The organism is Taibaiella chishuiensis (assembly GCF_003014535.1).
Taxonomy (GTDB): domain Bacteria; phylum Bacteroidota; class Bacteroidia; order Chitinophagales; family Chitinophagaceae; genus Taibaiella; species Taibaiella chishuiensis.
This window is the reverse complement of record NZ_PYGD01000001.1, coordinates 387,518-412,634: the sequence shown is the minus strand read 5'-3', so window position 1 is coordinate 412,634 and position 25,117 is coordinate 387,518. Positions and strand designations below refer to the sequence as shown.

Annotated in this window: 19 protein-coding genes and 4 tRNA genes; 11 read left to right on the top strand and 12 right to left on the bottom strand. The window is 50.4% G+C overall.

Annotation, left to right across the window (positions count from 1 at the left end; translation table 11 throughout):
* Window positions 1–54 precede the first annotated feature (54 nt).
* The gene (locus B0I18_RS01680) at window positions 55–666 is read left to right on the top strand and encodes a hypothetical protein (RefSeq protein ID WP_106520908.1); all 612 of its coding nucleotides are present in this window, start codon (window positions 55–57) and stop codon (window positions 664–666) included.
* Between the two features lie 135 nt (window positions 667–801).
* Here B0I18_RS01680 and B0I18_RS01675 read toward each other — a convergent pair.
* Both B0I18_RS01675 and B0I18_RS01670 read right to left on the bottom strand, forming a co-directional pair.
* Window positions 802–887, bottom strand: a tRNA-Leu gene (locus tag B0I18_RS01675).
* A gap of 63 nt (window positions 888–950) precedes the next feature.
* Window positions 951–1,026, bottom strand: a tRNA-Gly gene (locus tag B0I18_RS01670).
* A 223-nt stretch (window positions 1,027–1,249) separates the two neighbouring features.
* Here B0I18_RS01670 and xth point away from each other — a divergent pair.
* The 9 genes from xth (at window position 1,250) to B0I18_RS01620 (ending at window position 10,102) form a co-directional block, all read left to right on the top strand.
* On the top strand, window positions 1,250–2,020 hold the full coding sequence (gene xth, locus B0I18_RS01665) for an exodeoxyribonuclease III (RefSeq protein ID WP_106522020.1): 771 nt from the start codon (window positions 1,250–1,252) through the stop codon (window positions 2,018–2,020).
* 246 nt (window positions 2,021–2,266) lie between these two features.
* Window positions 2,267–2,647, top strand: coding sequence for a DoxX family membrane protein (locus B0I18_RS01660; protein WP_106520907.1), 381 nt, complete (start codon window positions 2,267–2,269; stop codon window positions 2,645–2,647).
* A gap of 18 nt (window positions 2,648–2,665) precedes the next feature.
* Window positions 2,666–2,986, top strand: a complete 321-nt coding sequence (locus B0I18_RS01655) for an ArsR/SmtB family transcription factor (protein WP_106520906.1) — start codon at window positions 2,666–2,668, stop codon at window positions 2,984–2,986.
* Entirely contained in the window at window positions 2,983–3,489 is a 507-nt protein-coding gene (locus B0I18_RS01650; protein WP_106520905.1) for an SRPBCC family protein, read from the top strand. The genes B0I18_RS01655 and B0I18_RS01650 overlap by 4 nt, the downstream gene beginning before the upstream one ends.
* A complete protein-coding gene (locus B0I18_RS25270; RefSeq protein ID WP_245882026.1) occupies window positions 3,476–3,808 on the top strand; it encodes a hypothetical protein in 333 nt (110 codons plus the stop codon). The genes B0I18_RS01650 and B0I18_RS25270 overlap by 14 nt, the downstream gene beginning before the upstream one ends.
* A 732-nt stretch (window positions 3,809–4,540) precedes the next feature.
* Window positions 4,541–7,801 (top strand): LodA/GoxA family CTQ-dependent oxidase, encoded by a 3,261-nt coding sequence (locus tag B0I18_RS01635; RefSeq protein WP_106522019.1) that lies wholly within the window; start codon window positions 4,541–4,543, stop codon window positions 7,799–7,801.
* Window positions 7,801–8,955 carry a tryptophan 7-halogenase gene (locus tag B0I18_RS01630; RefSeq protein ID WP_106520903.1) on the top strand — a complete coding sequence of 385 codons (1,155 nt, stop codon included), beginning with the start codon at window positions 7,801–7,803 and terminating at the stop codon, window positions 8,953–8,955. Before B0I18_RS01635 ends, B0I18_RS01630 begins: the two co-directional genes overlap by 1 nt.
* Window positions 8,956–9,184: 229 nt before the next feature.
* A complete protein-coding gene (locus B0I18_RS01625) occupies window positions 9,185–9,583 on the top strand; it encodes a hypothetical protein (RefSeq protein WP_106520902.1) in 399 nt (132 codons plus the stop codon).
* 96 nt (window positions 9,584–9,679) lie between these two features.
* A complete protein-coding gene (locus B0I18_RS01620; RefSeq protein ID WP_106520901.1) occupies window positions 9,680–10,102 on the top strand; it encodes a hypothetical protein in 423 nt (140 codons plus the stop codon).
* 127 nt (window positions 10,103–10,229) lie between these two features.
* On the opposite strand, the gene B0I18_RS01615 is transcribed toward B0I18_RS01620, so the two are convergent.
* Complete coding sequence (locus B0I18_RS01615) at window positions 10,230–12,530, bottom strand: DUF8202 domain-containing protein (protein ID WP_106520900.1); 2,301 nt, start codon at window positions 12,528–12,530, stop codon at window positions 10,230–10,232.
* Between the two features lie 346 nt (window positions 12,531–12,876).
* On the opposite strand from B0I18_RS01615, the gene map reads away from it, so the two are divergent.
* On the top strand, window positions 12,877–13,641 hold the full coding sequence (map, locus tag B0I18_RS01610) for a type I methionyl aminopeptidase (protein ID WP_106520899.1): 765 nt from the start codon (window positions 12,877–12,879) through the stop codon (window positions 13,639–13,641).
* Window positions 13,642–13,710: 69 nt separating this feature from the next.
* Here map and B0I18_RS01605 read toward each other — a convergent pair whose 3' ends face one another.
* The 9 genes from B0I18_RS01605 to B0I18_RS01565 form a co-directional block, all read right to left on the bottom strand.
* Window positions 13,711–14,796, bottom strand: a complete 1,086-nt coding sequence (locus tag B0I18_RS01605) for an NAD(P)-binding domain-containing protein (RefSeq protein WP_106520898.1) — start codon at window positions 14,794–14,796, stop codon at window positions 13,711–13,713.
* A gap of 13 nt (window positions 14,797–14,809) precedes the next feature.
* Window positions 14,810–15,832, bottom strand: a complete 1,023-nt coding sequence (locus B0I18_RS01600) for an LLM class flavin-dependent oxidoreductase (protein WP_106520897.1) — start codon at window positions 15,830–15,832, stop codon at window positions 14,810–14,812.
* Between the two features lie 479 nt (window positions 15,833–16,311).
* Window positions 16,312–17,487 (bottom strand): hypothetical protein, encoded by a 1,176-nt coding sequence (locus B0I18_RS01595; protein ID WP_106520896.1) that lies wholly within the window; start codon window positions 17,485–17,487, stop codon window positions 16,312–16,314.
* A 2-nt stretch (window positions 17,488–17,489) separates the two neighbouring features.
* Window positions 17,490–17,840 (bottom strand): hypothetical protein, encoded by a 351-nt coding sequence (locus B0I18_RS01590; RefSeq protein WP_106520895.1) that lies wholly within the window; start codon window positions 17,838–17,840, stop codon window positions 17,490–17,492.
* A gap of 263 nt (window positions 17,841–18,103) precedes the next feature.
* Window positions 18,104–19,084: a T9SS type A sorting domain-containing protein gene (locus B0I18_RS01585; RefSeq protein WP_106520894.1), complete on the bottom strand. Its 981-nt coding sequence runs from the start codon at window positions 19,082–19,084 to the stop codon at window positions 18,104–18,106.
* 914 nt (window positions 19,085–19,998) lie between these two features.
* Window positions 19,999–20,084: transfer RNA gene (locus B0I18_RS01580), tRNA-Leu, on the bottom strand.
* Window positions 20,085–20,145: 61 nt separating this feature from the next.
* Window positions 20,146–20,221 (bottom strand) — tRNA-Gly (locus B0I18_RS01575).
* Between the two features lie 160 nt (window positions 20,222–20,381).
* On the bottom strand, window positions 20,382–21,017 hold the full coding sequence (locus B0I18_RS01570; RefSeq protein ID WP_181358297.1) for a C40 family peptidase: 636 nt from the start codon (window positions 21,015–21,017) through the stop codon (window positions 20,382–20,384).
* Window positions 21,018–21,801: 784 nt separating this feature from the next.
* Window positions 21,802–24,942, bottom strand: coding sequence for a CusA/CzcA family heavy metal efflux RND transporter (locus tag B0I18_RS01565; RefSeq protein WP_106520892.1), 3,141 nt, complete (start codon window positions 24,940–24,942; stop codon window positions 21,802–21,804).
* Window positions 24,943–25,117: the final 175 nt, after the last annotated feature.

Genomic DNA, 25,117 nt, shown 5'->3' with positions numbered 1-25,117 from the left:
CCCCTCATGGGAACGTACTTGAGCATATTTATTTATTTATTTAACTATAAAAACATGGAAAACTTTATACTCAATTACAATAACATTCATCCAAAGGCAAAGGAAATTTTAAAAGATGAGTTTTATTGGGATTTGACCAATCCAAATAGCCCCTTCAGCATTAATCGTATTTCAAATTCTTTCCAGGAATTCGAAGAGTGGCGTAGGGAGCATAGCTCCGAAGATGCGATTGACTTTCTGCCTGTTTGGGATGAAAACGGATTTATTTTCGATAGGGATAAAACGGATGTACAATCAATTGAAAACTTCTGTGACATGCACTACCAGTATCAAAAGCAAATGCTCCAGCAGTATTTTGAGATGATGAAGAGTGCAAATATTGGGGACCAATTATCAGAAGAAGAGCAAAACGAGGGCATTGAAGAAACTGCCAGGCAACAAGGGATTACTATGCTAAAAGAGCAGGATGATAAAATAATTTCGGCGGGATTCGGGCAATTTATTCTGGAAGGCAAAATTGATAGCGCCTTAAAAATTGCTACAGAAAAAGCAATAGAACGACAGCTCAATCCATTTGTAATTGCCGCTTTCCATGATGAGGATTTTCAGCACCAAAGAAAAAGAGACCTCAAACAATTATTCTCCGATCTGAATGAAATCGCCTAATCCTTATGGCATGTAATGTATAAAACTGTTGGTGGTGTATCACTATTTCAGAACAGGGCAGTTTGATAAAAACAAACAGGCTCCTCAATCGAGAAGCCTGTTTTATTTTTGAGTGTTCAAGTACACTCCCGTTTGTGCCCCAGGCGGGACTTGAACCCGCACTTGCATTGCTGCAAACGGGATTTTAAGTCCCGCGTGTCTACCAATTTCACCACCAGGGCAACAGCCGATACGTAAACGTAAGGGCAAAAAAAATTCCAAACCCTAAGAGTTTGGAATTGATTTGGAGCAGAAGACGAGATTCGAACCCGCGACCCCAACCTTGGCAAGGTTGTGCTCTACCAGCTGAGCTACTTCTGCATGTGTTTTTAAAAGATCAATTTCCCGCTTCGGGGTTGCGAAGGTAGTGTTTTTTTTATTACAGACAAATTACACGTAAAATTTTTTTTGTCAACGCAGCGTTCGTCGCTTAAACACCGCAACGGCAACGTACAATCACTAAGCAGGAACACCGGCCGCCTATATGTACCCGGCAAGTTGTACCTTTAAAACCGGGATCCGCTCCCGCTTAAAATGCCTGTTTATGAGAATCGCAACCTATAATATCAATGGCGTAAACGGGCACCTGCCCGTATTGCTGCAATGGCTTAACGAAACCAAACCCGATGTGGTATGCCTGCAGGAACTAAAGGCGCCCCAGGAAAAATTTCCGGAAGCGGACTTGCTGGCCGCCGGTTACCAGGCGGTATGGCACGGACAAAAAAGCTGGAACGGCGTCGCCATCCTGGCGCGCGGCCTGGAGCTTACCGAAACGGAACGCGGCCTGCCCGGCGACCCCGAAGACCTGCATAGCCGTTATATCGAAGCTATGGTTAATAACATCCGGATCTGTTGCCTGTACCTGCCCAATGGCAATCCCTTTCCGGGGCCGAAGTACGACTACAAACTATCCTGGATCAAAAGACTGGAACAAAAAGCGGAAGCCTTGCTGAAAGCGGAGACGCCGGCCATGCTGATCGGCGATTTCAATATCATCCCTACCGACATAGATGTTTATAAACCCGAGCGCTGGCTTAACGACGCCCTTTTTCAACCCGGGGTACGCGATGCCTTTAAGCGGTTAACGGAAGCCGGTTGGACGGATGCGATCCGTAAGCTGTATCCCGATGAGGTCGTTTATACCTTCTGGGATTACTTCCGCAATGCCTATGGCCGTGATGCCGGCCTGCGTATCGACCACTTCCTGTTGCATCCCGCTGTAGCCGGCCGCCTGACAGGCGGTGGCGTAGACCGGCATGTACGTGGCTGGGAGAAAAGCAGCGACCATGGCCCGGTATGGATCGAGATCAAATAAATAGACAATAGATACCCCCTTATACCAAGCCAGGCGTTATAAATGCCGGCCCTAGTAGTATCGGATATGCCGCTTAAGTTATCGTGTAAGCACCTTCAACCGTTATAAAATCCGTTCGGCACCGGTTGTGACAACAGGCTGGGTCACACAAAGCGCGGCGGCAGAAAAAATAAATTTTGAGAAACCAATTGGTTGCATGTATATTTGCAATCAATCGGTTTCTTATTTTTTAAAACGAAAACAAAAATGAAAAACAAAATCCTCTTTGTCTTGTGCCTGCTTACTGGTCTGATGTTTATCAATGCAGGACTGGATAAGTTGCTGCACTACATGCCTATGCCCGAGCAAATACCTGAAAAAATGATGAAGGCAATGCAGGCGTTTATGGAAATAGGCTGGCTGATGCCGCTGGTAGCCGTAGGGGAGATCCTGGGAGGCCTGCTTTTGCTGGTGCCCCGCACCCGGCCGCTTGGTGCAGTGGTTCTTTTTCCCCTGCTGATCGGTATCCTGCTGGCCAATATATCTATGGCGCCTTCGGGCCTGCCCATTGTTTTTATCCTGTTGGCCGTTATTGGCTGGGTGATGGTAGAAAACCGGGAGCGCTACCTGCCTATGATCCGGAAATGATTTATTTAAAACCAGTGTATGAGAAGAGATATTTTCCAGGCGATCGCTGACCCTACCCGCCGAACGATCCTGACCCTGATCGCAGTACAAGCTATGACGCCGAATGCGCTTGCCGCGTATTTTGATACTACGAGACAGGCGGTGTCCAAGCATTTGAAAATCCTCGCCGAGTGTGAGTTGGTAAGACAGGAGCAGCAGGGGCGGGAAATTTATTACCAGCTCGAAATCGGGAGGATGAAAGAGATTGACAACTGGCTGGAACAATTCAGAAAGCTCTGGGAAAACCGCTTCGGGCAACTTGACGAACTTTTATTAACGCTAAAAAATAAACAACAATGAACCCCAACCTGCAATTTGATTTTATAACAGACAAAGTGAACAATACCCTGACGATAAAAAGGGAATTCCGGGCCGGCAGAGCGCTGGTATGGGATTGTTATACCAAAAGTGAATTGTTGGATCAATGGTTTGCCCCCAAGCCCCTGAGCACCAAAACGAAGTCGATGGACTTCCGGGAAGGCGGCCACTGGCACTATGCCATGATCGAACCCAATGGCACGGAATACTGGGGGTGGACTGATTATAATACCATACAACCTATCGACTATTATACCTCTACCGATGCGTTCTGCGATGCCGAAGGTACGATCAATGAAAGCCTGCCGCGTGCCGAATGGCGCGTTACATTTACCGATAAAGGGGATAATGCCCTGGTAGAAACGGTGGTGACCTACAAATCGCTGGCCGACCTGGAAGCGGTTATCCAAATGGGTATGGAGCAGGGCCTGATAGCAACACTGGAAAAGCTGGATGAGCTGTTATTGCAGCTTGATAAAAAATAAGAAGGAGACCTGGCAGGCAGTACGTTATTGGTTTGCCACTTGGTTTGCAACCGGAAAAGAACCGGTTATTCGGCCACCGGAAGCCGCAGCATCACCATGTTGCGGCTTCCTGCATTACAGGGATAATGATTTCCCGGCTGCCGGTTTGCGTATCGACCACTTCCTGTTGCATCCTGCTGTAGCCAGTGGCGTAGAACGGCATATACGCGGCTGGGGGAAAAGCAGCGACCATGGCCCGGTATGGATCGAGATAAAAATAAACACGCTTCCGCCTGGTCGACCTAAAAGTCACGCGGATAACGAAGAAAAATACCGGTAAACCAAAGCCGGTGTCCCGCAACCCGGGCGCCGGCTTTTTCGATCCGATCCATTGCTCTTTTGTCTTTCCTTCCTTTTGATAAAAATGCGCCCAGCCGGAACGATCCGGCCATTTTAAATGCCGTTTACCGGCATTTTCCCGATTCCCTGCAGTTTTTTGACTCACATAAAATAATTATTTATCTGAATATTGGCGCAAGATATTTCCCCGGACGCTTATGGCGGGCCCTTGCCTGTTGCCCTTAGTAAGGTTGCTGTATTTCCTGTTTTTATATGTATGTTGTACGTAATTTATGATTTTTAATAAATCGTATTGGGCAGATTAAAAGGATAAATTAATTTAGCCGGGTAGAAGCGGTATCACCCGCTGGTTTTCCGGGAGTGATCATAAAGAGGCTGCAACACCTGTGTTTGACGTCAGGAATGCTAGGCCCTTAAACAGGATGGTTAAATTTTTTTGATATTTATAAATCACTTCTACATTACACAGGATATAAGGCATATCGTGCTGCCTTGGGTGGCTGCAGCCGGCTTCGTGCCGGCTGTTGCTTATTTCGCTACCCGGGTGCCCGGCTGCTTACCGTTAAGACTGTACCCGGAAAACCTTAGATCCTGTAAACCAGGCCCGCAAAATCACGTATAAATACGCATAAGAAAAATTTAAAATTTCTGCACTTTGCGTCCCTGGATCCCCGCAAACCAAACCAAACACAAACCCATACAAACTAAACACATGGCTAAAAAATCGAAGAACAAAGGGCTATCTGTATCCCCCGCGCAGGCGACGGCAAATAACGTTGTCTGCTGGGACAGCGATGGCGAGATCAAGATCGTGACACAGCGTCTCAAAGAGATGTTCGTGGAAATGGGACAGAAAACCCGGATCGAAAAAGGGCAAATGCCCGCGGAGCGCGCTGTGTTCCGCAAGCAGCATGGCATTGCTTATGGCAAGTTCGTGGTCCGGAAAGACATCGATCCGAAATTTAAGGTCGGCATTTTCGCCGGCGACACTTACGAATGTGCCGTCAGGTTTTCGAGCGATACCGGTCCTACCTCGCCCGACCTGCATTCTACGCTCGGACTGGGTTTAAAGCTCTTCGGTGTGGAAGGTCCCAAGCTCTTCGGTGAAGGCGATAACGCGGATTTCATCTTCCAGAATATCGACCGGTTCTTCGCGCGTGATGCCCAGCAGATGTGTGCCTTTACAACAGCGGGCGTGGTAGACGGCGATTACAATGCCTATATCAATAAACATCCCGAACTGGCCAGCATCTTAGATGCCATGGCCAAGGTAGAAGCCAGTTGCCTGAGTGCCGGCTATTGGGCGATCCTGCCTTTTAAACTGGGCCCCGACCAGGTGGTGAAATACCGCCTGGTGCCCGAGGATACCGATCGTGGTGCACCTTTCGACGATAACGATTACCTGGCCCTGGATCTCGAGCAGCGCCTGCGCAATAAGGAAGCGAAATTCCGCTTCGAAATACAACTCCGTACCGATCCTAAAACGATGCCGCTCGACGATGCCCAGGATGTATGGAGCACCGAACAAAGCCCGTATATCTGTATTGCGGAGCTGCATTTGCCCCAGCAGGATATCTGTGCAATCGGTCAGCCCGAATTTGGCAGCATGCTGGCCTTTAATATCTGGCGTACCCTGGCCGAACACGAGCCCCTGGGTTCTATTGCCCAGGTAAGAAAAGTGGTGTATGCCGCCAGCGCACAAACCAGGCACCAGGCCAACGGGCAGCCCTCCCAGGAGCCGGAGCGCATCAACCCGCATTTCGAAGGCAACACCGACGAAGACGGCGAGTGTATCGTAAGAGCAGGTATCTATCCGCCGATCGGCGTAATGCGCGTGGGTAACAGCGAACAGGAATATTTTATAGGGCCTTTGGTTACCGAGCCGGAACCACAGACCAGCGAATATGCCTACCGCGACCAGACCGGCGCCTTGAAACGCCAGGCCGCACAGTTCCGCATCTACGGCTTTAACGCGGCGGGTAAAGCGATCAAAGAACTGACTGCAGACGATGCAGAAATCGTATGGCATGCGCACCTGGCCAACCAGAAATCATCCTGGTACCAGTTCCAGATGGCGCTTGATATCCCGGATGCAGCTACGGCGCCGCCTTCTTTACTGAGGAATATCGATGTGAAGGATCGCGGTTCGCTGATCATCGACGGTGGCGACCAGCATGTAAGCGGCAAAAATATCGATGAAGGATACGCGTTCCGCGGCCGGTTCCAGGGTAAGGAAGTATACCTGGGCGAGATGCGTACCGATGAAAAAGGCCGCCTGGTCATGCTTGGCGGGCACGGGTTGTCGGAAAACCTGAATGGTGACATCGCGATTACCTTTGCCAATAACGAAGGCTGGTACGACGATATTTCCGATGGCCCGGTTACTGCCGAGGTGGTATACAAAGGCGTAAAGCTGAAAGTAGACCCGGCCTGGGTAATCTGTGCGCCGCCCGATTATGCGCCCATGCAAAAATCGGTACGTACTATGTGGGACCTGATGCGCGATGTAGCCGTTAAAGCGGGTATGCTGGCCCGGCCTGCACGCCCTTCGTTCACGAAAGATATCCTGCCTATTTTCGAACGCCTTACCAACCTGCAATGGGTAAATGCGGGCTTTGCTTCCGCTTTCGGCTGGGGCGGCCAGTTCGACTATACCACTTCGGCATGGAAAGTGAAGCTGAACGACCCTTCGCATGCCAACCTCGAAATGCGCCGTACGATCTCCAATAACTTCCGCCGTTATGATATACCCGGCGCCGATGCGCCGCAGTTATGGCCCTGGTTGTACGGCGATGCCATCAGCATTCCCAGCACCGGGTCGGTACGCCAGCATGCAACCCTGAGCGACCTGCAGCTCTCCTTCCTGGACCAGTGGGTAAAAGGAGATTTCGATGCGGATTATGTAGACCGCACAGGCTGTCCCTTTGTGCCGCCGCCGATGAATATCGATAAAATGCCGGTGGCCGAACAGCCCGATATGCTTACACGCGCCGCTATGGAATTCTGCCTGGCCGATGCCTTCCACCCTGGTTGCGAAATGACCTGGCCCATGCGTACTGCCGGTATGTATATGGCGCCCTTCCGCCTGAAACACGCACCTAAACTGCCTTTGGTCGATACCTGCTATTACGGGCCCACCATGAGCAGCGATGTGTTTACCCTGGCTAAAGGACCGCTGTTGGGCGGACAGGTAGCCGGTGGCGTAACCCGCTGGATGGCTATTCCCTGGCAGACCGATACGGCAAGCTGCCGCGACGGTTATACCTCCGCTTACGATCCGTACCTGCCTACTTTCTGGCCGGCACGGGTGCCTAATAACCTGTTGAACGAAGAACGTTATAAAGAGGCGATGGATCCTGAACTGTCTGAACAGACCCGCAAGCAGGCCTTCTCTTATCGTGCCGCCTGGCTCGACGACCTGCCGCTCGATGGACAATCGCCAAACTATACCAACCAGATCAACAGCATGGTCAAGTATTTTGACAAGCTGGCCATAGTACAGCAGCGCCCCGGTGTGCCTGAAAGCGCCGCCTTCCCGGCTACGATGCAGGTGGGCCTGGTGCCCAATGCCGAGCAGGATGCTATGCTGCTGGAAGAAGCCCGCGCGGTATTGAAAACCATAATGGGTCGCAGGAATAAAGCGGAGCATGGTAAAATGGCGCCCCTGCTGCATGCCACGCTGGACGACCTGTCTAAAGAAAACCTGCTTACCGAGCGCGACTTGATGAGCAACGCGAAAACAACCCTGCTGTCGCTCACAGAGCATGAACTGGCCGAAGACTTTAAGGCTTCGCCGGTGGTGAAACGGCTATTGCGGATGCTGGAATCTAAAGTAAACAAACCGCTGAAATCGCTGGCCATGAAACCACAGGGTTATACCCGTATGGAACTGGGCGAAGGCGAAAAAGGCAGCCGTTTCCATTCTTATATTCCTTATTCGCTCATCACCGAAGAAATCGTACACAGGCGCTGATGCATACCGACGCTTATTATGAGGCCGACATAGCGATTGTTGGCGGGGGCATAGCCGGCTGTACGCTGGCTATGGCCCTTGCCTCATCCTATTCGGTGCTGCTTATCGATAAATTGCCCGAACCGGTAGAGCGTGTAGGTGAATGCCTGGCCCCGGCCGCACGCCGCGTACTGCGTAAGCTGAACCTGCTGGACCCGATCGCGGCCAATCCCGGAGCGGGCCTGTACCTGCCCGGCCTGGGCGCCCGTTCCTGTTGGGGCAGTGCAACGGTCCATATTGTCGATCACCTGCGCAACCCCGATGGCCCTGCCTGGCACCTGAACCGCAGGGAATTTGAACGGCGGCTTCGCGCGGAGGCGGCAGCACGGGGCGTACAATGCCTGTGGGGAATGAAACTGCTGAACAGCCACTACGGTAATGCGCGCTGGCGGCTGCATGTAAGCTCCGCTACCGATCCTGCGGCAGGCAGGCCCGTTGCTGTTGCCGCGAAATTCGTGGTGGATGCCAGTGGCCGTCTTGCGGGATTTGCGCGGCAACAGGCCGTAAACCGCCTGCATTATGATAAGCTGGTCGCACACTGGGCGATACTGCCCGGCAGCCGGGCAGTACAAATGAGCGTGATCTCCGCTGCCGAATCCGGCTGGTGGTATAGCGCTCCTGTACCCGGTGGTAAAAGCGTGGTGGCCCTGCATACCGATCCCGACCTGGTCGACCGGCAAATGGTTAAAGATCCCGCCTGGTTTACCGGTGCGGCACAAGCCAACCGGGAAATGGCCGAGATCCTGGCCGGTGCGGAAGGCCCGGTCGAATATTGCGGTGTGGTGGCAGCCAACTCTACCCGGTTAAAAAGGGTGGCCGGCAAACAATGGGCCGCCGTGGGCGATGCAGCCATGAGCTTCGACCCGCTTTCCTCGCAAGGCATGTTCAATGCTATGGCCGGCGCCCTGCAACTGGCCGACCTCCTGCTGCTGCCTGGCAAGGCCCCCCTGGACGATCCGCAATACCTGGAACAGGTACAAAACGACTATAAGCTGCAAATGGACCGGATATGGGACCATTATGTGCAGCACAAGCATACCTTTTATAACCAGGAGCAACGCTGGAAAGACGCCGTATTCTGGAAGCGGCGGGCCCATGCCAAACGGCCCTCCTGAATCGCCTTAATAAAAGACAACGCAGCTCCTTCGCAGGGCTGCGTTGTTGGTTTAGGCCCGGGTGGTACTGTCGCGCCAACCGGATTTGCCGACCGGGAGCCTAAAGTGTTATCGGTTGCTTTGTGTTAATATATTGTAAACTCTTAATTTGTTCCTAAGCCAGGACTCAAAAATATACGTCTTATTCATAAAGTGTATTCCTAACCTCCCAAAAAACACAAACGCTTACATGAAAACCAAACTCCTGATCCTGCTTGCCCTGCTGGCAGGCTACCCTGCCCTGCTCTCCGCGCAGATATGGCTGAAAATTGAAAACAATACCTCCCAGTATTTTACGGCAACACTGCTGGACATTAACTGGAACGGGAGCACACCACAGACTACTTATATCGATGTACCCGATCATGCCGCACCGCTTACCCCTGCCACTGTCCAGACCGGCCAGCCGCTGGCCAATGTCAACGACTGGTTTGGTATCCATTTCAAAACCCACCCCGGTTGGCTCGATGCGGTACCCGTATTCAATCAGCCGCCCTTTACCGATTTTCTTTTTGCGCCCGGCGGCACGTATACCGTTACCTGCAGCATTACCAGTCCCACGGAAATTTATGTACGAATAGATCCCTGATCCTTTCCCAGCCTTAAAAGCGGAACCCGGTGCGCGACCGGCGCCGACGCCCGATCATAATTGAAAATATACCACAACCTCCCAAACAAAAACAACATGAAAAAAACAATTTTAATCCTGCTGGTTATGCTGACCAGCTTTGGCAAAGGCCTGTTTGCCCAGATGATGGTTACCTTTGAAAACACAACGCCGCAGTACTTCGTAGCTACCTTGCTGGACAAGAGCTGGACGCCCGCACCGGTTAACAATTACTTTATTGATGTAGTCAATAACCTGACCCAGGACCGCTATCCCGTGGTGCAGACCGGCAATTACCTGGCCACTGTAGCCGATTGGCGTGGTGTGGCTTTACGCACTTATCCGCAAGGGCAGGTCATTGCGCCGATCTACAGCGCCACCGGCACTTTCCCCTTGAATGGATCCTTTTTTGTGACTAACCCGGGTAATCCGCCCATCCGTTATTATGTAACCTGTTCGATCATCAGCCCTACGCAGATCCGGGTACGGATCTATCCTTAACAGGAAGGCAGCCGGCATACGTGATTGACGTTACGGGCCGTAAAAATAAAACCGCTGTTACCCCGGAAACAAAATAAGAACGGTGCTTTCCTGTTTGCAGGAGAGCGCCGTTCTTATGTATACAAGCTTACCGGATTAGCGTGAGGTCGCCCGACTGGGTGGTGGTTTGCGGGCCCGAAAGGGACTTACAGGTATATTGCAGGGTGTAGAAGTAAGTACCGGGATCAACCGCTACGCCATTTTTAGTGCCATCCCATCCTTTTGAAAGATGGAAGGACTGAAAGACCATCTGGCCGTAACGGTTATATATCCTGAGTTTATCCAGGGTTATGGGGCCCGTCGTTTCTACTTTGAAGATATCATTTTTCCCGTCCATATTGGGGGTAAAGGCATTCGGTAGGAACAGTAAACAGCAATCTATATGCCTGATCTGAAAACTGTCGCTACGCGAACAGCCCCTGGCATCGGTAACCGTGTAGCCGTAGTCGCCGGCGTTCAAACCCTGTAGCTGGTCTGCCGGTGTTATGCCGGTACCATTAAGTGTTGTGGCATACGGCGACGTGCCGCCCTGGATCCTGATCCTGGCACTGCCATTGGGCGACGATCCGCGTTCGCAGTAGTCGTCGGTTACCTGGTCGATCTTTAATGACAGGGGCTTGGGTTCATATATGGTGACGGTATCTTCGCCGGTACAACCGTTTGCGTCTTTGAAATGAATGGTATAAAATCCTTCGGACAGGTTGGTGAACTGGTTGTTGGTGGTCCAGGCGTTGCTTGTATTCAGGCAAAAGGCATAAGGCGGTGTGCCGTTGGTTACGTTTACGGTTATACTGCCATTGTTTGCACCATAGCATTTAATGTCCGTTGCCAGGAGTTGGGCAGAAAGCTTGATCCGTTCGTCGTTTACCGTTACGTCTTGAACATAGGTACAGCCGGCAGCCTGTGTGACCTTTAAGGTATAGCTGCCCGCAGGAACATCCTGAGCTACCGGTGTCGTTTGTGGCGGGTTTGTGTTCCACGAAAGGCTTACAGGGGCTAATCCTCCGCTGACGTTTGCGCTCATCGTACCGCGTTCGCCGGAGGATGAACAGGTAATAGGATCAACAGTAACCGTAACGTTGAGCGGGGGCGCGGAAAAAGTAAAAAAGGTATTCGCCGAGGGAATTACGGCATACCTTATCGTGCCGGAGTTACTGAGTGGAAATGCCGTAGTTGCGGACTCCGGGAAGGAGTTGTCGGCAGATACCAGCAATGTGGTAATATCGGCAGGCAGATCAGCGGCATTAAATGCAATCGTGACATCGCCTGCTGCCCCGGTTTTTATCATTTTCCACCGGCGGGCAGTGCACACCGCTTTCCCGTTAAGCGCACAGGAGTCGAGTGCCGTGCTGCCGTTATTGTCGCCGAATACGACAAAGCTAAGGTCGGCTGTAAACACACTGGCATTGTCTGCATTCATATTCGGGAAACTGCCCGCTGTATTGCCATTATACATCACTATTTTTGCGCCCGTAGTAACGGCTTTGGATTGTTTTTGGATGAGCTTCGAGGAGTCGTCACGCCCGATGCCGGTAATATTGTATTGATAAGCGGCATCGGCGGGCCAGATAAGGGCTGATGCGGATGACAGGTAATCGACCGGCGAGGCCGGGTTGCCCAGGGTGATGCCGTACTTTATCGCAAGATAGCTTTCCACACGGCTGAATTCATTTGCCGTTAACTGGCGGCTGTAACAAATAACTTCAGCCGATTTGCCATTCCCGTAATAATACCCGATAAAGGAGCCTATGGCGAAGCGGTAGGACCCCGAGGGCCGGTTTGCGGCTGCTCCTGTAGCTTTCAGCCCGTTATAGGTATTTTGTTGTGCCGGCGATCCGCCCACCAGCCCTCTCAGGCCAAAGAGGTTTGCCCGCCCCGGGTTTACCTGTATACCCGTTGCAAAATTTGCCCCGCCATTGGTCGTCCCGGATCCGAACTCTGTCCTGTTCGACCTTATACCGGTATTTGCCCTGTTATTACCGAACTGCCCGGAAGTGCTGTTGCCGGTAAGTGCGATCAATTGGTCGGCTTCCGTTCCTATCCCCATCATCGATCCCTGGTTGGCCGCCACGATATCGGTAGAGGTAACGGAAGTGGGCCGGTGCATACATCCTGATGCATGCTGCATATAGCTGTGAAAATTAAAAGGTACCGGATCGTTATTGACCCTGGTCGTAGCGCCGGCATCGGGAGACAGGCTGGGCAGGTTAGGATTCGTGACCTGGTTGGTCCAAAGGGTAAGTACATTGGTTGGAGAAAGCGTGGCGCCTGCTTCTGCCTGAAACCATGCCGTAAGGCTGGTATCAACACCGCCGGGTGTTTGTGCCAGCAGGGAATTGCTCATGCCGGCCATTGCCAATATGGCTAAAACATTGTAAAATTTGTTCATAATATTTGCTGTATTTTACATTTTAAAACTGCAAGCCAACAAGGGAATATTGCCGCCAGTAAATTCGTTTGCAATATGTTGCGTTTATTTAACTACATATATATGTTTAAAAATAAGTTTGCTTTTTATAAATAAAGGTAAAATACTGTGAAGTAATGCAACTCTAAAACAGAGCGGGAAAACCCGGCCTGCAATACAGCCTGCCCGGTTTGTTGACGTATTGTTCCCCCTAAATCGGAGCTTTGATATTTTACTACCTTTGCAATTGCATTCAGGGCAGCACCCGGCGCAGCGGATCATGTTTGTCGCTTAAGCAGCCGGGGTATAAAATCCAGGAAACAGATATATGTCGATCACAAAAGAATCAGAATTATTGGGCATGCAAAAAGCGGCAGAAGCCGTTGCGTATACCTTAAAGGAGATGGTGAACTATGCACAGCCGGGTATGAGTACGAAAGAACTGGATGAGTATGGTGCAAAGATCCTTAACGGCTTTGGCGCCAAATCGGCGCCCTACCTCACTTATGGCTTCCCGGGCTGGACCTGTATCAGTGTAGACAACGAATTCTGTCATGGTATACCCAGCGACCGGCGTATCCTGAAGGAGGGCGACCTGGTCAATATCGATGTATCGGCAGAGCTTGAGGGGTTTTGGGCCGATAACGGCAATTCCTTTGTGCTGGGCGAGGATGTACACCAGCACGGGAAACTGGTGGAGGCTTCCAAAGCCATCCTGCATAAAGCAATCAGTAAAATAAAAGGAGGCGTAAGAATAGCCGATATCGGGCATCTTATGGAAACAGAAGCCCGTAAGCGGGGTTTCAGGGTAATTAAAAATATCGGTGGCCACGGCATCGGCCGTAGTCTTCATGAAGATCCTGAGGACCTGCTGAACTATGGCAACAGGTTTGACCGCAGGCGGTTTAAGAAACATTCGGTCGTGGCTATCGAAACCTTTATCTCGACCACTTCCTCCTATGCCGTAGAGCTTAACGATGGCTGGACCATGGTGGGCAACAAGGGCGGGTATATGGCACAGCACGAACACACCATCGTGGTAACCGATGGCCAGCCAATCATCCTTACGGCCATGAACGGGATTATGAATTAAAAGACTTTTCTTATTGATCCATGCCGGCTATAATTAGCCGGCATTTTTTATCCCTGCACTTTGGGGCTGTTATTTCATACCTAGCGTTTCCATCAGCTCTTTTACGGCAGCGGCGCCGGCCCGGTTGGCGCCGATGGTAGAGGCCGAGGGACCATAACCCGGCAGGTGGATGCGGGGCTCTTTCGCTACCATAGTAGCCAGGCGGCCGGCCATCAGGATACCGCCGCCCGGTTCCCGGGGCACTACTTGTTTTAAATGTTCCAATGCACCTTTAAATCCTGTATTCCAAAGGATGACATCTGCTTTCTCCTCCCGGCCGTCTTCCCATTTCACGCCCTCTTCCGTTATTTCGCTAAACATGGGGAAACGCTCCAGTACGCCTCTGGCTTTCATCGCCATAACTTCGGGCGAAAGCGGTAAGCCGGTTACCGAAACTACAGACAGCGGAGGTAAGCCTTGCCGCACCCTTTCCTCCACCATGGCTACGGCATTATGTCCCGCCATATCGTCGAACGGGCCTTCGCGGAATACCGGGGGGCGGCGGGTAACCCAGGTAGTGGTGGTCACTTTCGAGATCTGGTCCAGCAGTTGGATGGCCGAGATGCCGGCCCCTACCACGATCACATGTTTGCCTTTAAAATAGTCGGCCGTTTTAAAATCTTTGGTATGCAGCTGTTCGCCCCGGAAAAGCCCGGCCCCCGGGTATTCGGGGATATATGGGTGCTCCCAGGTGCCGGTGGCATTGATAATGCCCAAGGCAGAAAATAAAGTCTGCGACGAGTCGATATAGAACCGGTCTTCGTGCAGGGAAACATAGTCGACCTTCAGGGGGCGATAGACCTGCAGGCCGAATTCCTTTTCATACCGCTCATAATAACGTGGTACCGCTATATTGGCCTGCACTTCCTTGTCGCCGGTATCGATGGTGGCTTCGAACGACATACCGGGCAGGTCGTGTATCCTATTGACCGTGCTCAGCGTAAGCGAAGACCACCTGAATTGCCAGGCGCCGCCCGCACGGGGCGCTTCGTCGAGTATGATAAAGTCGCGCCCGATTTCCAGGCCCTGTCTTTTTAAATGATAGGCGGCCGACAAGCCTGCCTGTCCTGCGCCTATTACGGCGATTTTAGTTTTGTACCGGATTTTAGGAGTCATTGATCAGCCTTGTTTATCGCCATCCCAGTCCGGGCGCTACATGTTCCAGTATAGCGGAAAGCACGTGTATATTATAATCCACACCCAAGGTGTTGGGAATAGTCAGCAGGATGGTATCGGCTTCCTGTATCGCTTCATCTTGTGCCAGCTGTTCGATAAGCTGATCCGGTTCCGCGGCATAACTCCGGCCAAAAATAGCGCGCCGGTCCATTTCCAGCATACCGATCTTATCGGTGGCCTCGGCTTGCTGGCCAAAATAATAACGGTCCTGGTCGTTGACCAGGGCAAATATAGAACGGCTTACCGATATCCTGGGCTCGCGCTGATGTCCTGCTTCTTTCCAGGCTTGTTTAAACAGGCGGATCTGTTCGGCCTGTTGGATATGGAAGGGCTTGCCGCTTTCGTCGAATTTCAGCGTCGAGCTTTGCAGGTTCATCCCTGTTTTGCCGGCCCATATAGCCGTAGCGTCCGATCCCGATCCCCACCAGATGCGGTCTCTTAAGCCGGGCGCGAAAGGCTCGAGGCGCAAGAGTCCGGGCGGATTGGGAAACATAGGGTTGGGGCTGGGTTCGGCAAAGCCCTGGCCTTTCAACTGTTCGAAAAATTCCAGTCCTTTCTGACGGCCCATATCCGCATCCGTTTCACCGGCGGCCGGTTCATATCCAAAGTAACGCCAACCGTCGATTACCTGTTCGGGCGAGCCCCGGCTGATACCCAATTGCAGGCGGCCACCGGAAATAAGGTCGGCGGCGCCGGCATCTTCCACCATATATAGTGGGTTTTCGTACCGCATATCGATAACTCCGGTACCGATCTCTATTTTACTGGTTTTGGCGCCGATGGCCGCTAACAAAGGAAAGGGCGAGGCCAGTTGCCGGGCAAAGTGATGTACCCGGAAATAGGCGCCGTCGATCCCCAGTTCCTCAGCGGCTACTGCGAGATCAATCGATTGCAGCAAGGTATCGCCTGCTGTTTTGGTACTGTAGGAGGGATGGTTGGCCCAATGCCCAAACGATAAAAAACCGATCTTTTTCATTTGCTTATTTATTTACTCCGGGTACCCGAAGGGACCCTTTGCGCTCATTCTGGAACAAGCGTTATAATTTCCAAAAGTAGGGAATACCCGCAGGGATTGATATTTAAAAAACAGATAGGGTTATATAGGGTGATGCTGGTGTTGTCGCTAATATCTTACCATAGGACAATATCTATTTCAATAATACCATTCTTATCGCTGATGAATGATCCCTGTTCGGCCCAACGAAAAAGCCGACCTATTTTCCGCCGTTGTTGGTGTTGTCACCACAATGGGAGGACAGCCCAACAAAAAAGCCGACCCATTGGGGTCGGCTGTAAGGTGTTTGTGATGGGATTTCACCATGGATCTTTAAAGCAGTTCAATTATTGAGCGTTGAAGTAAGTTTTTTGATCGTAAACGAAATCATGTTGCCGGGTTGTGGCTAGCTACCTCTTGAATACAAGACTATAATATTAAAACACAATATCTGTTTCGTTTTATAACGTCAGGTTTTCTCCTAATGCGTGGTTGCATTTACTTATAATCGTTTCTGAAAAACAAGCCTCTGCACGTCCTTCGCCAGTTGCGATAACAACGCCGCACCAAGCGGTTGAAACGCCATCAGTTTGTGTGATCCAGGAGCCAGAATCCCCGTGCCTGGCTAATGGGGAGTAGATATATTGTCGGCCTAGTGGTTTTAACTGAAAAATACGACCAAAGCATCGCTTCCCTTCTTCAAATTCTATTTGGTCCCATAATGTTAACGGGCCGAGTCGTGCCTCCACTGTACCGCTTGATTTTCCGGTGAAAGAAACTTTCATGTTAGGACTCATCTCCGAGATTTTTGCAATCTTATCTGCTTTTGCCAGTTTATTTAAGTTTTTGATACGATTAGGTGAGGTTGTCATCTCTGCGAGGGCGATATCAATACTATGTAAATCCGGATTATGCTCAATGCTGCAAGTGTCATTTAATGCACTAAGGTCTGGAATCTCTGTATGGATCACTTTGCCGATTTTTTCAAAGCGTTTATGTTGGGAAAAAACGTCATTCCCTATGGTTTGGAGCACATGGGCACAGCTTGCTAAATACTTCTTTCCTGTAGCATGTCCGCAGAGTATACCTCCTAAGGTTCCTGTAGTCACTTTGGGGCTTTTTACAAGAACAGAGGGCGCCATCTTCTTTCTGAATATAAATTCGTCGAAGAAACCCACTACTGGATTGTAAATAGCCCTACTAGGCTGGCCGTTATCATAAACAACTCTATAACTATACTCACCCACGTTTATAAAATCACTTTCACGTGGCGTTCTGAGTTTAGGATTTACAATAATAACAACCGGGCTGCTATTCTCGGGATAATAATTCAAAGCGCAATGTTCCCGCCACCCCAGAGGGCGTGATGAGAAATCGAATTTTATTGTTTTCAGGAATGGATAAAGAAACTCTATGTCCCACATCGAAGGGGGGGGCTGGTGTGTTTTATTAAAGAATGCCAACCTTAAAAGGTAATGCCAATACGGGTGTTCTCTTGCTTCCATGACTTCCAGCGTCTGATAATAACTCCAGTAATTATCAACAGACAGGGCTACGCCATAATAACGGTCTGTTGGAAAATATTCCCGGAGTATCTCTTCCATATTTTCTCCAACTTTTATTAATTGCTGGTACATGATTATTTGGTTAAGTGTTCTGCAACGGTGGTTATATTTTGCCACCCGATGCCGGCAGTAAATATTACACACAATTGAACGAACAGGGGCTTGTTCGCATCAAAGGAGTTTTTATAAATCGCGGGAAAAGCCATGAGCGAAACAATCATTGACCCAACAAACCATCCCCAATTTGCGCTAAGGTGCCATTCGCCCGTCTCTTTGTAACTCTGAAAAATGGGTTGAGCCAATATGCCGATCAAAAGGGCGATGTATTGCGGAATTACAGGAAACTTTCTTCCGTCGTTAACGGCATGCTCGGTCATTGGGCGGTATTGAGATGCAAGATCGAAATATGCTATTATTTTATTCATTTTGTGAGTTTTCGCAAAGATGAAAAAAATATTTATGTATTAAATGCGTACTTATACGTAATTTTTAAAATTAGGCGAGCGTGTATAATTAAGTTGTTTACAAGTGTATTTATTGAACTTTCGCCCTTGTTTGTGACAACACCACAACGGGAGAACAATCCAACAAAAAAGCCGACCCATTGGGATCGGCTGTACCTCCTGCGCCAGGCCGGATTTTAACCCGCAATGCGGCGCTACAATCCTAAAGTTTCGACCGGTCCGAATTATTGGCTAACGACAATACTTTTACACTGTATTTGTCCGTGATACCGCAGGGTCAGGGTGTAGCTTCCCGGTGGGTATTCACCCAGGTCGAATTGGTATAACAGGTTCGGGGCTGCCTGGTAGTCCAGTAATGTCCCGCCGATGTTGTAAAGAAGTAGTTCCACTTCTGATCTATTCCCGGAGAAGTTTTTCAAAACGACACAGAGCTTGTCTTTCGCCGGGTTGGGGTAAGCAATAATTTCTATAGCCCTGGTCTGTACATCCCGGGAAGACGTAGGTTGCGGTGGTGGAAAGACTTTGGAGGAGGCTCCGTACGCGGTGACCGCCGCAGGTACTACGCACATTTCGTTATAAGCAACGTTCGTAGTATCTATCTGGAAAAACTGGGCGTTGCCTGGCAGGCCGAACAACTGGTAACCAGAAGTAGCGGAATAGAGACTGGCCAGTGCGGGTGTAAACAGCGCGGTGTCCGGCGCTATGCTGTTCATGCTCAAAATGCGCTGGTAGTTATCCGTAAAGGTAATCCGGGTAAGATGAGCTTGTCCGATTGCATAAAGGTTTTGGTCCATCCAGGCGAAATCACCGTCCAGGTTGAAATTTATGTTGCCGATCAATTTTGTCCGGGCATTATTCGTATTTAAGGCCAGGAGATAATGTAGCGAGTCAATCAATAAGGTGGAATTATTAAGCCCTATAAGCCCGTTGCCAAGGGGAATTTTGCCGACAGCGCGGCTATATCCGCTGGAATAGATTTGAAAGAGCGAGTCCTCGGTATTGCCCCACAAGTTGCCATCAGGTGTAAAGGCAATATCCATGAATCGCTTGCCGGTGTTGCAGTACAATCGCGTGCTGCAATTGTTTACGTCGAGTTGGTAAATAGCGCCGTCAGATCGGGTGAACCAGATCGTGTTGCTGTCCGGTTGCGCGTAAGATAAGCACCCGGATACAACAAGAAGCAATACGAGGAAAAACGTTTTCATGATAAGAAGCGGTATGGCCGGTAAAGATAATATTGTTGATCATGGAAAACACAAGGGGTGACAGCTAATCCCGCAAAGGCCGCTCCAGGATGCCAACAACGGCGGGGGAAGCCGGATCAGGCAGAATTTCTGGGGGGGGGATTAAAAATCGAACCTGCAGATCTGTTCCTCTATTATTTATTCAAGGTAAATTAATAGGGAGCGCTTTAGCTATCCAGGATAGATAAATATACTGTAATACCAGGTCCTGGCGGCGAATAGAATCCTGCGAATTTCATTTTTTCTCGCAGCGATACGGCGACGCAGCGAACGGGTGCATATTGGTCGTAACATCTGGCCACCAATCGCGTGGGCATGCTTTGCTCAACACCCGTTACATACACTGCCGGGACGTCAAATCAGGAAACAACCAAACATATCGACCTTTAGAAAAAGGGCGTTAATAAAATGCTGCAGGACGCCGTATAGAAAGAAATACAGTTCCCTCAGTCTGGCCCTGTACTTTAGTTCATTCGTCATTCCTTTGTCCAATTTTTACTACTGCCCGGGCTTATTTCTTTTAGGCGTACAAGGTATTTTTAGCACTTTTTCTACAGTCTTGATTTTTGCTTCTTTGTATCAAGACAAAGAAGAATAAAAAAATCAGGGTAAGTATACCGGAGTCCCCCAACTTTTTCGCTTGATCCGTTTAAACCTGGTTGCAGATGAACAGGTGATCGCCAATGCATTCGGAAAGAAAAGCGGTATTCCAAGTTGGTATACCTGCATATTTGAAATTTCGTTAAATAAAACCAAAATATCAAATATAAGCGCCTTAAAAGATAGGGATAATATATGCGAAGGAATGATGTGTTCAATTGTTCCTCAAAGGGATATAAAAACAAAACCCGCTACTGGAGCGGGTTTTGGGCGTGTGCCCCAGGCGGGACTTGAACCCGCACTTGCATTGCTGCAAACAGGATTTTAAGTCCTGCGTGTCTACCAATTTCACCACCAGGGCATCCAGCCGTAAACGGCTAATGGTAAAAAAAAATTCCAAACTCAGCGAGCCTGGAATTATTTGGAGCAGAAGACGAGATTCGAACCCGCGACCCCAACCTTGGCAAGGTTGTGCTCTACCAGCTGAGCTACTTCTGCATTCAATTTAAGAACTGGTCCCGCTTTCATTGACTTGTTTGTCGCGCTTTGGGATTGCAAAGGTATGTTGCTTTTGTAGAAAAAACAAACTTTGCAGAAAAAAAATCGAATTTGTTTTATTGCAATGCTTTGATCTGCGGTTGCTTACCCCTGGAGGCGCTTAGCCGCTGATACGGCCACCGCCGGCATAGTACTTCGTCCAGTAAGCATCGGCCAGGTCGCTGATCACGACACCCTGGCTTACGGAAGCATGTACAAACTTGCCTTCGTACAGGTACACGCCCACATGCGAAATACGACGGCCATGGATCTTGAAGAAAACCAGGTCGCCCTCTTTTAGCTCGTCGCGGCGGAGGTACAAGGCCGTGGAGAATTGTTCGATAGAAGTGCGGAGTAAACCTTTATTGTATACATCGCCATACAGCTGGCGTACAAAAGCGGAACAGTCGATACCCGACTTGCTGGTGCCGCCGAAACGGTAAGGCACACCGTACCACTCTTCAATAAAGGAATATAAGGATTGATTCTGTTTTAAGCGTTTGCTGATCTCAGCGATAGACTCGCTGCGGTCGTCGGATGTCTCGAGCTCATCGATGGTACCCAGTCGTACCGGTTTATAAACCTGCTTTTTTTGCGTAAGTTTAACGTTGTTGCTACCGCCACCCAAGGATATTCCGTCCAGAAATTCAGGATTGTTCGATTTAGAGGCTGTTTTGCCCATTGGACGGGGTGCAGCGCAGGAAACCATGAACAGTAAAGCGATGCATGTCGATAAGATAGTAGAAGTCTGCTTCATTTTCGGCATGAATTTTGCCAAAGATAAATAAAAATCCCTTGGGGCAAAATCTGCCGCAACGGGATCGGTATGTTTGGGGCAGAAAATGCCCGTTTCTTGATGATTTGTTAACATTTAGCGACTAATTTTATTTTTCAGCTGGGAGGTTTGCATTCGGTAAGATGCTTCGCTGCGCTCAGTAAGACAACCCACTATTGATGCCTGCCCGGAAGGATGCTGTGCTCAGCAAGACAGTTCCTTTAAAGCGCAACATTTAAAATTTAAAATTCAAAACTCAACTTTTCACAGGGATGTTTGCCTTTGGTAAGATGCTTCGCTGCGCTCAGCAAGACAGCCACTATTGATGCTTGCCCGGAAGGATGCTGTGCTCTGCTCAGCAAGACAGTCCCTTTAAAACGCAGCATTCAAAATTCAACATTCAACATTCAAAACTCAACTTTTCGCTGGCATGTTTGCCTTTGGTAAGATGCTCGCTGCACTCAGCAAGACAGCCACTATTGATGCTTGCCCGGAAGGATGCTGTGCTCAGCAAGACAGTACCTTAAAAACGCAACATTCAAGACTCAACTTTTCACCGGCATGTTTGCCTTTGGTAAGATGCTCGCTGCGCTCAGCAAGACAGCCACTATTGATGCTTGCCCGGAAGGATGCTGTGTTGTACTTAGCAAGACAGTAGCTTTAAAACTTAACATTCAAAATTTAAAATTCAAAATTCACCAGAAAGCTGATCCCGTTAAAGCATCAGCCTCCTGGTATATTTTGCAAAGGATCAGCCTCCTGGCGGTCAGCCTTCTGGTGTTAATGGTTTATCTTCCCTTTTCCCCTTATTGACCAGGTAAAACAGGGGCGGTAGTAAGATGGGGGCAAAGAGCAAGGTGCTGGTAAGGCCGCCGATAATTACCGTGGCCAGCGGGCGCTGCACATCCGAACCGATGCCCGAGGAGATAGCCGCCGGGAACAGGCCGATAATGGCCACCACCAGGATCGACAACAGGGCGCGTAACTGCTCTTTCGCCGTTTCTTCCACATCGTGGGCCTGTAACCCGTGGTCCTTAAACATCAATCGCCTGAAGGCCGATACGATCAGTACCCCGGCCATCACACTGATCCCAAAAATACTGACGAAGCCTACGCCACCCGATACGTTGAAGTAATAACCGCGCAACAGCAGGGCAATAATACCGCCTGCCAGGGCAAACAGGATACAGCTCATCGTAACCAGGGTATGCTTCAGCTGGCGGAACAGGGCAAAGAGCAACAGGAATACCATCACGATGGTAAGGGGTATGGTAAAGGCGAGTTGTTTGCCGGCGCGTTCCAGGTTCTCGTACTGGCCGCCGTACATAATGCTGTACCCTTTGGGCACTTTTATGGCTTTATCGATCTTTTCCTGCACCTCTTTTACAAAACCGCTCTGGTCGCGGCCATGCACATTGGTACGTACGGTAATCATACGTTTGCTGCCGTAATGGTAAATATTGGTCTGGCCTTCCACATAATTGATATCGGCCAGTTCGCTCATCGGCACCAGGGCGCCCGAAGCGGAGGGTACCTGAAGGTCTTTGATCGTTTCCATATTGTTACGGAACTGCGGCAGGTACCGCACTACGATATCATATTTCTTGGTACCGTCATATAGGGTCGATACCGCTTTACCACCAATAGCAGCCTCGATCATATTCTGTATATCGGCCACATTAATACCAAAGCGGGCGGCATTCTGCCGGTTTATATTGATCGACAATTGTTCCTGCGGACCTTCCTGTTCGATATTCACGGCATCGGCGCCGGCAGTTTTCGATACGATATCGGCGATCTTATACGCCTTCTCGCGCATCATGGTCAGGTCGTCGCCCACAACAGATATGGCCAGGTCGGCCGCACTGCCGTTTACAATCTCCATAACCTGGTCGATAATGGGCTGACCGGACGAAAACTGTACCGCAGGCATTTGATGTTGCAGATCGTCTTTAATACGTTGCACCAGCTCTTTTTTACTGATCGTATCGCTCCACAGGCTATAGTCCTTCAGGCCCACCAGTATCTCGTTACGGTTGGCCGGGAAGGGATCGGTACCATCATCGTTACGGCCGCTCTGGGTAATGACGAACGAGATCTGCGGGTATTTCGAAATGATCTCCCGGATCTTGGGCGCATTTTTGGCATTCTCCTGTATGGTAACCCCCGCGGGGAAATTGCCCCTCAGGAAGATCGAACCTTCATCGAGTGTAGGCAGGAACTCGCTGCCCAGCCCCGCGCCGAAAAGAACAAGGAGCACCACCAGTGAAAAACCGGAGATGACCACCGCCTTTGGCCGGCGCATAATCCAGTGCAGGGTTTTGCCATAACTGCGTTCCATAAATTGCAGGATCACATTGCGCGGCTCTTTCATCGGCCGGTCGGGGTCGGACAGCGCTTTGCGGTAGGCAAAGGAAATAAGCACGGGTATAAACGTAAGCGCAGCCACCATACTGCCGATTACCGCAAAGGCCAGGGTAAGGGCCATAGGAGAGAAGAGCTTGCCTTCCACGCGGGTCATCAGCAGGATAGGCATATAAGCCAGGATGATGATCGCTACCGAGAAGAAGATTTCGCGGCCTACTTCCTGTGCGGCCAGCAGGGTTATCTTTACAATGCCTTCCTTCTTCTCGTCGGGTGTGGCCGTCCGGTACTTGCGTATCAGGTGCTCGGTCATTACACAGGCGCCGTCCACGATAATACCGAAGTCGATAGCGCCCAGCGAGAGCAGGTTGGCAGGGATATGCGCAAGCTGCATCAGGATAAAGGCAAACAACAGCGCAAAAGGAATGGTAAGGGCCACCACCAGCGCACTGCGTACGCTGCCGAAGAAGAAGATCAGCAGGATGATCACGATACTCACACCTTCCAGCAGGGTTTCGCCCACGGTATGCAGCGAGTGGTCGATCAGGAAGCTGCGGTCGTAGAGCAGGCGTATCTTCACGCCTTCGGGCAGCTCGTTCTCTTTAATATCGGCCAGCTTTTCCTTCAGCAATTTCAGTACATCGGTCGGGTTTTCGTACCGGCGCATCAGGATAATACCTTCCACGCCGCCGGTTATATTAATGCCTTCGTCGCGTATGGTATAGCCCATTACCCCGCTGGGCGGCGGCGGCTCTATCTCTACGCTGGCCACATCTCTAAGATAGATGGGTACGCCATTTACCGATTTCAGTACGATCGATTCTATATCGCTTTCCTTCTTCAGGGCGCCCAGGCCGCGCACGGCAAAGCCTTGCCCGCCGCGTTCGATAATATTACCACCGGTATTCTGGTTGTTTTCCTGTACCGCTTTTTCCAGATCGGCAATAGTCAGGTTGTATTTACGCAGCTGGTCGGGGGCCGTAAGTATATGGAACTGCTTAAGCGGACCGCCAAAGGTGGTTACATCGGCCACACCCGGCACTTCGAGTATATGCGGTTTGATTACCCAGTCCTGCAGGTCGCGCAGTTGTGTGGCGCTATAGGTAGGCGGCGCCTCTACTACATAGCGCAGAATCTCGCCCACCGCGGTCGACAGGGGCGCCAGTTCGGGGGCTACGCCATCGGGCAGCTGGGCGCCCTGCAGGCGTTCCATTACCTGCTGCCGGGCAAAGTAGTCGTCGGTGCCGTCTTTAAAGGTAAGCTGTACCACGCTCAGGCCAAATATGGTACGGCTGCGGCGGTCCATTACATTGGGGGTGTTCTGCAGGGCCCGTTCTATGGGCACGGTTACCTGTTGTTCTACCTCTTCCGATGCGCGGCCTGGGTATTGCGCTACCACGATCACATTGGTATCGGCAATATCCGGGTAGGCTTCGATCTTCAGTTGGGTAAAGCACCAGAATCCTATTCCCATCAGCGCGATGGCCAGTCCTACGACCACCCACCGGTTCTTCATGGAAAATATTAAAAGATTACGGATCATTTTAAAAAGTTGAAATATGGTTGTTATGGCCCTTTTCCCGGTAGGTATCCGGGGCGGGTCGCTGTTGTTTTAATCGGGGGCTATGGTGCTGTGTTCCTTTACCGGGCTTCGGTTCCGGCTGTCAGCGGTAGTCCTCGTACCCCCTGGGTACTGCGGGCTACAGGCTTCCATCCGG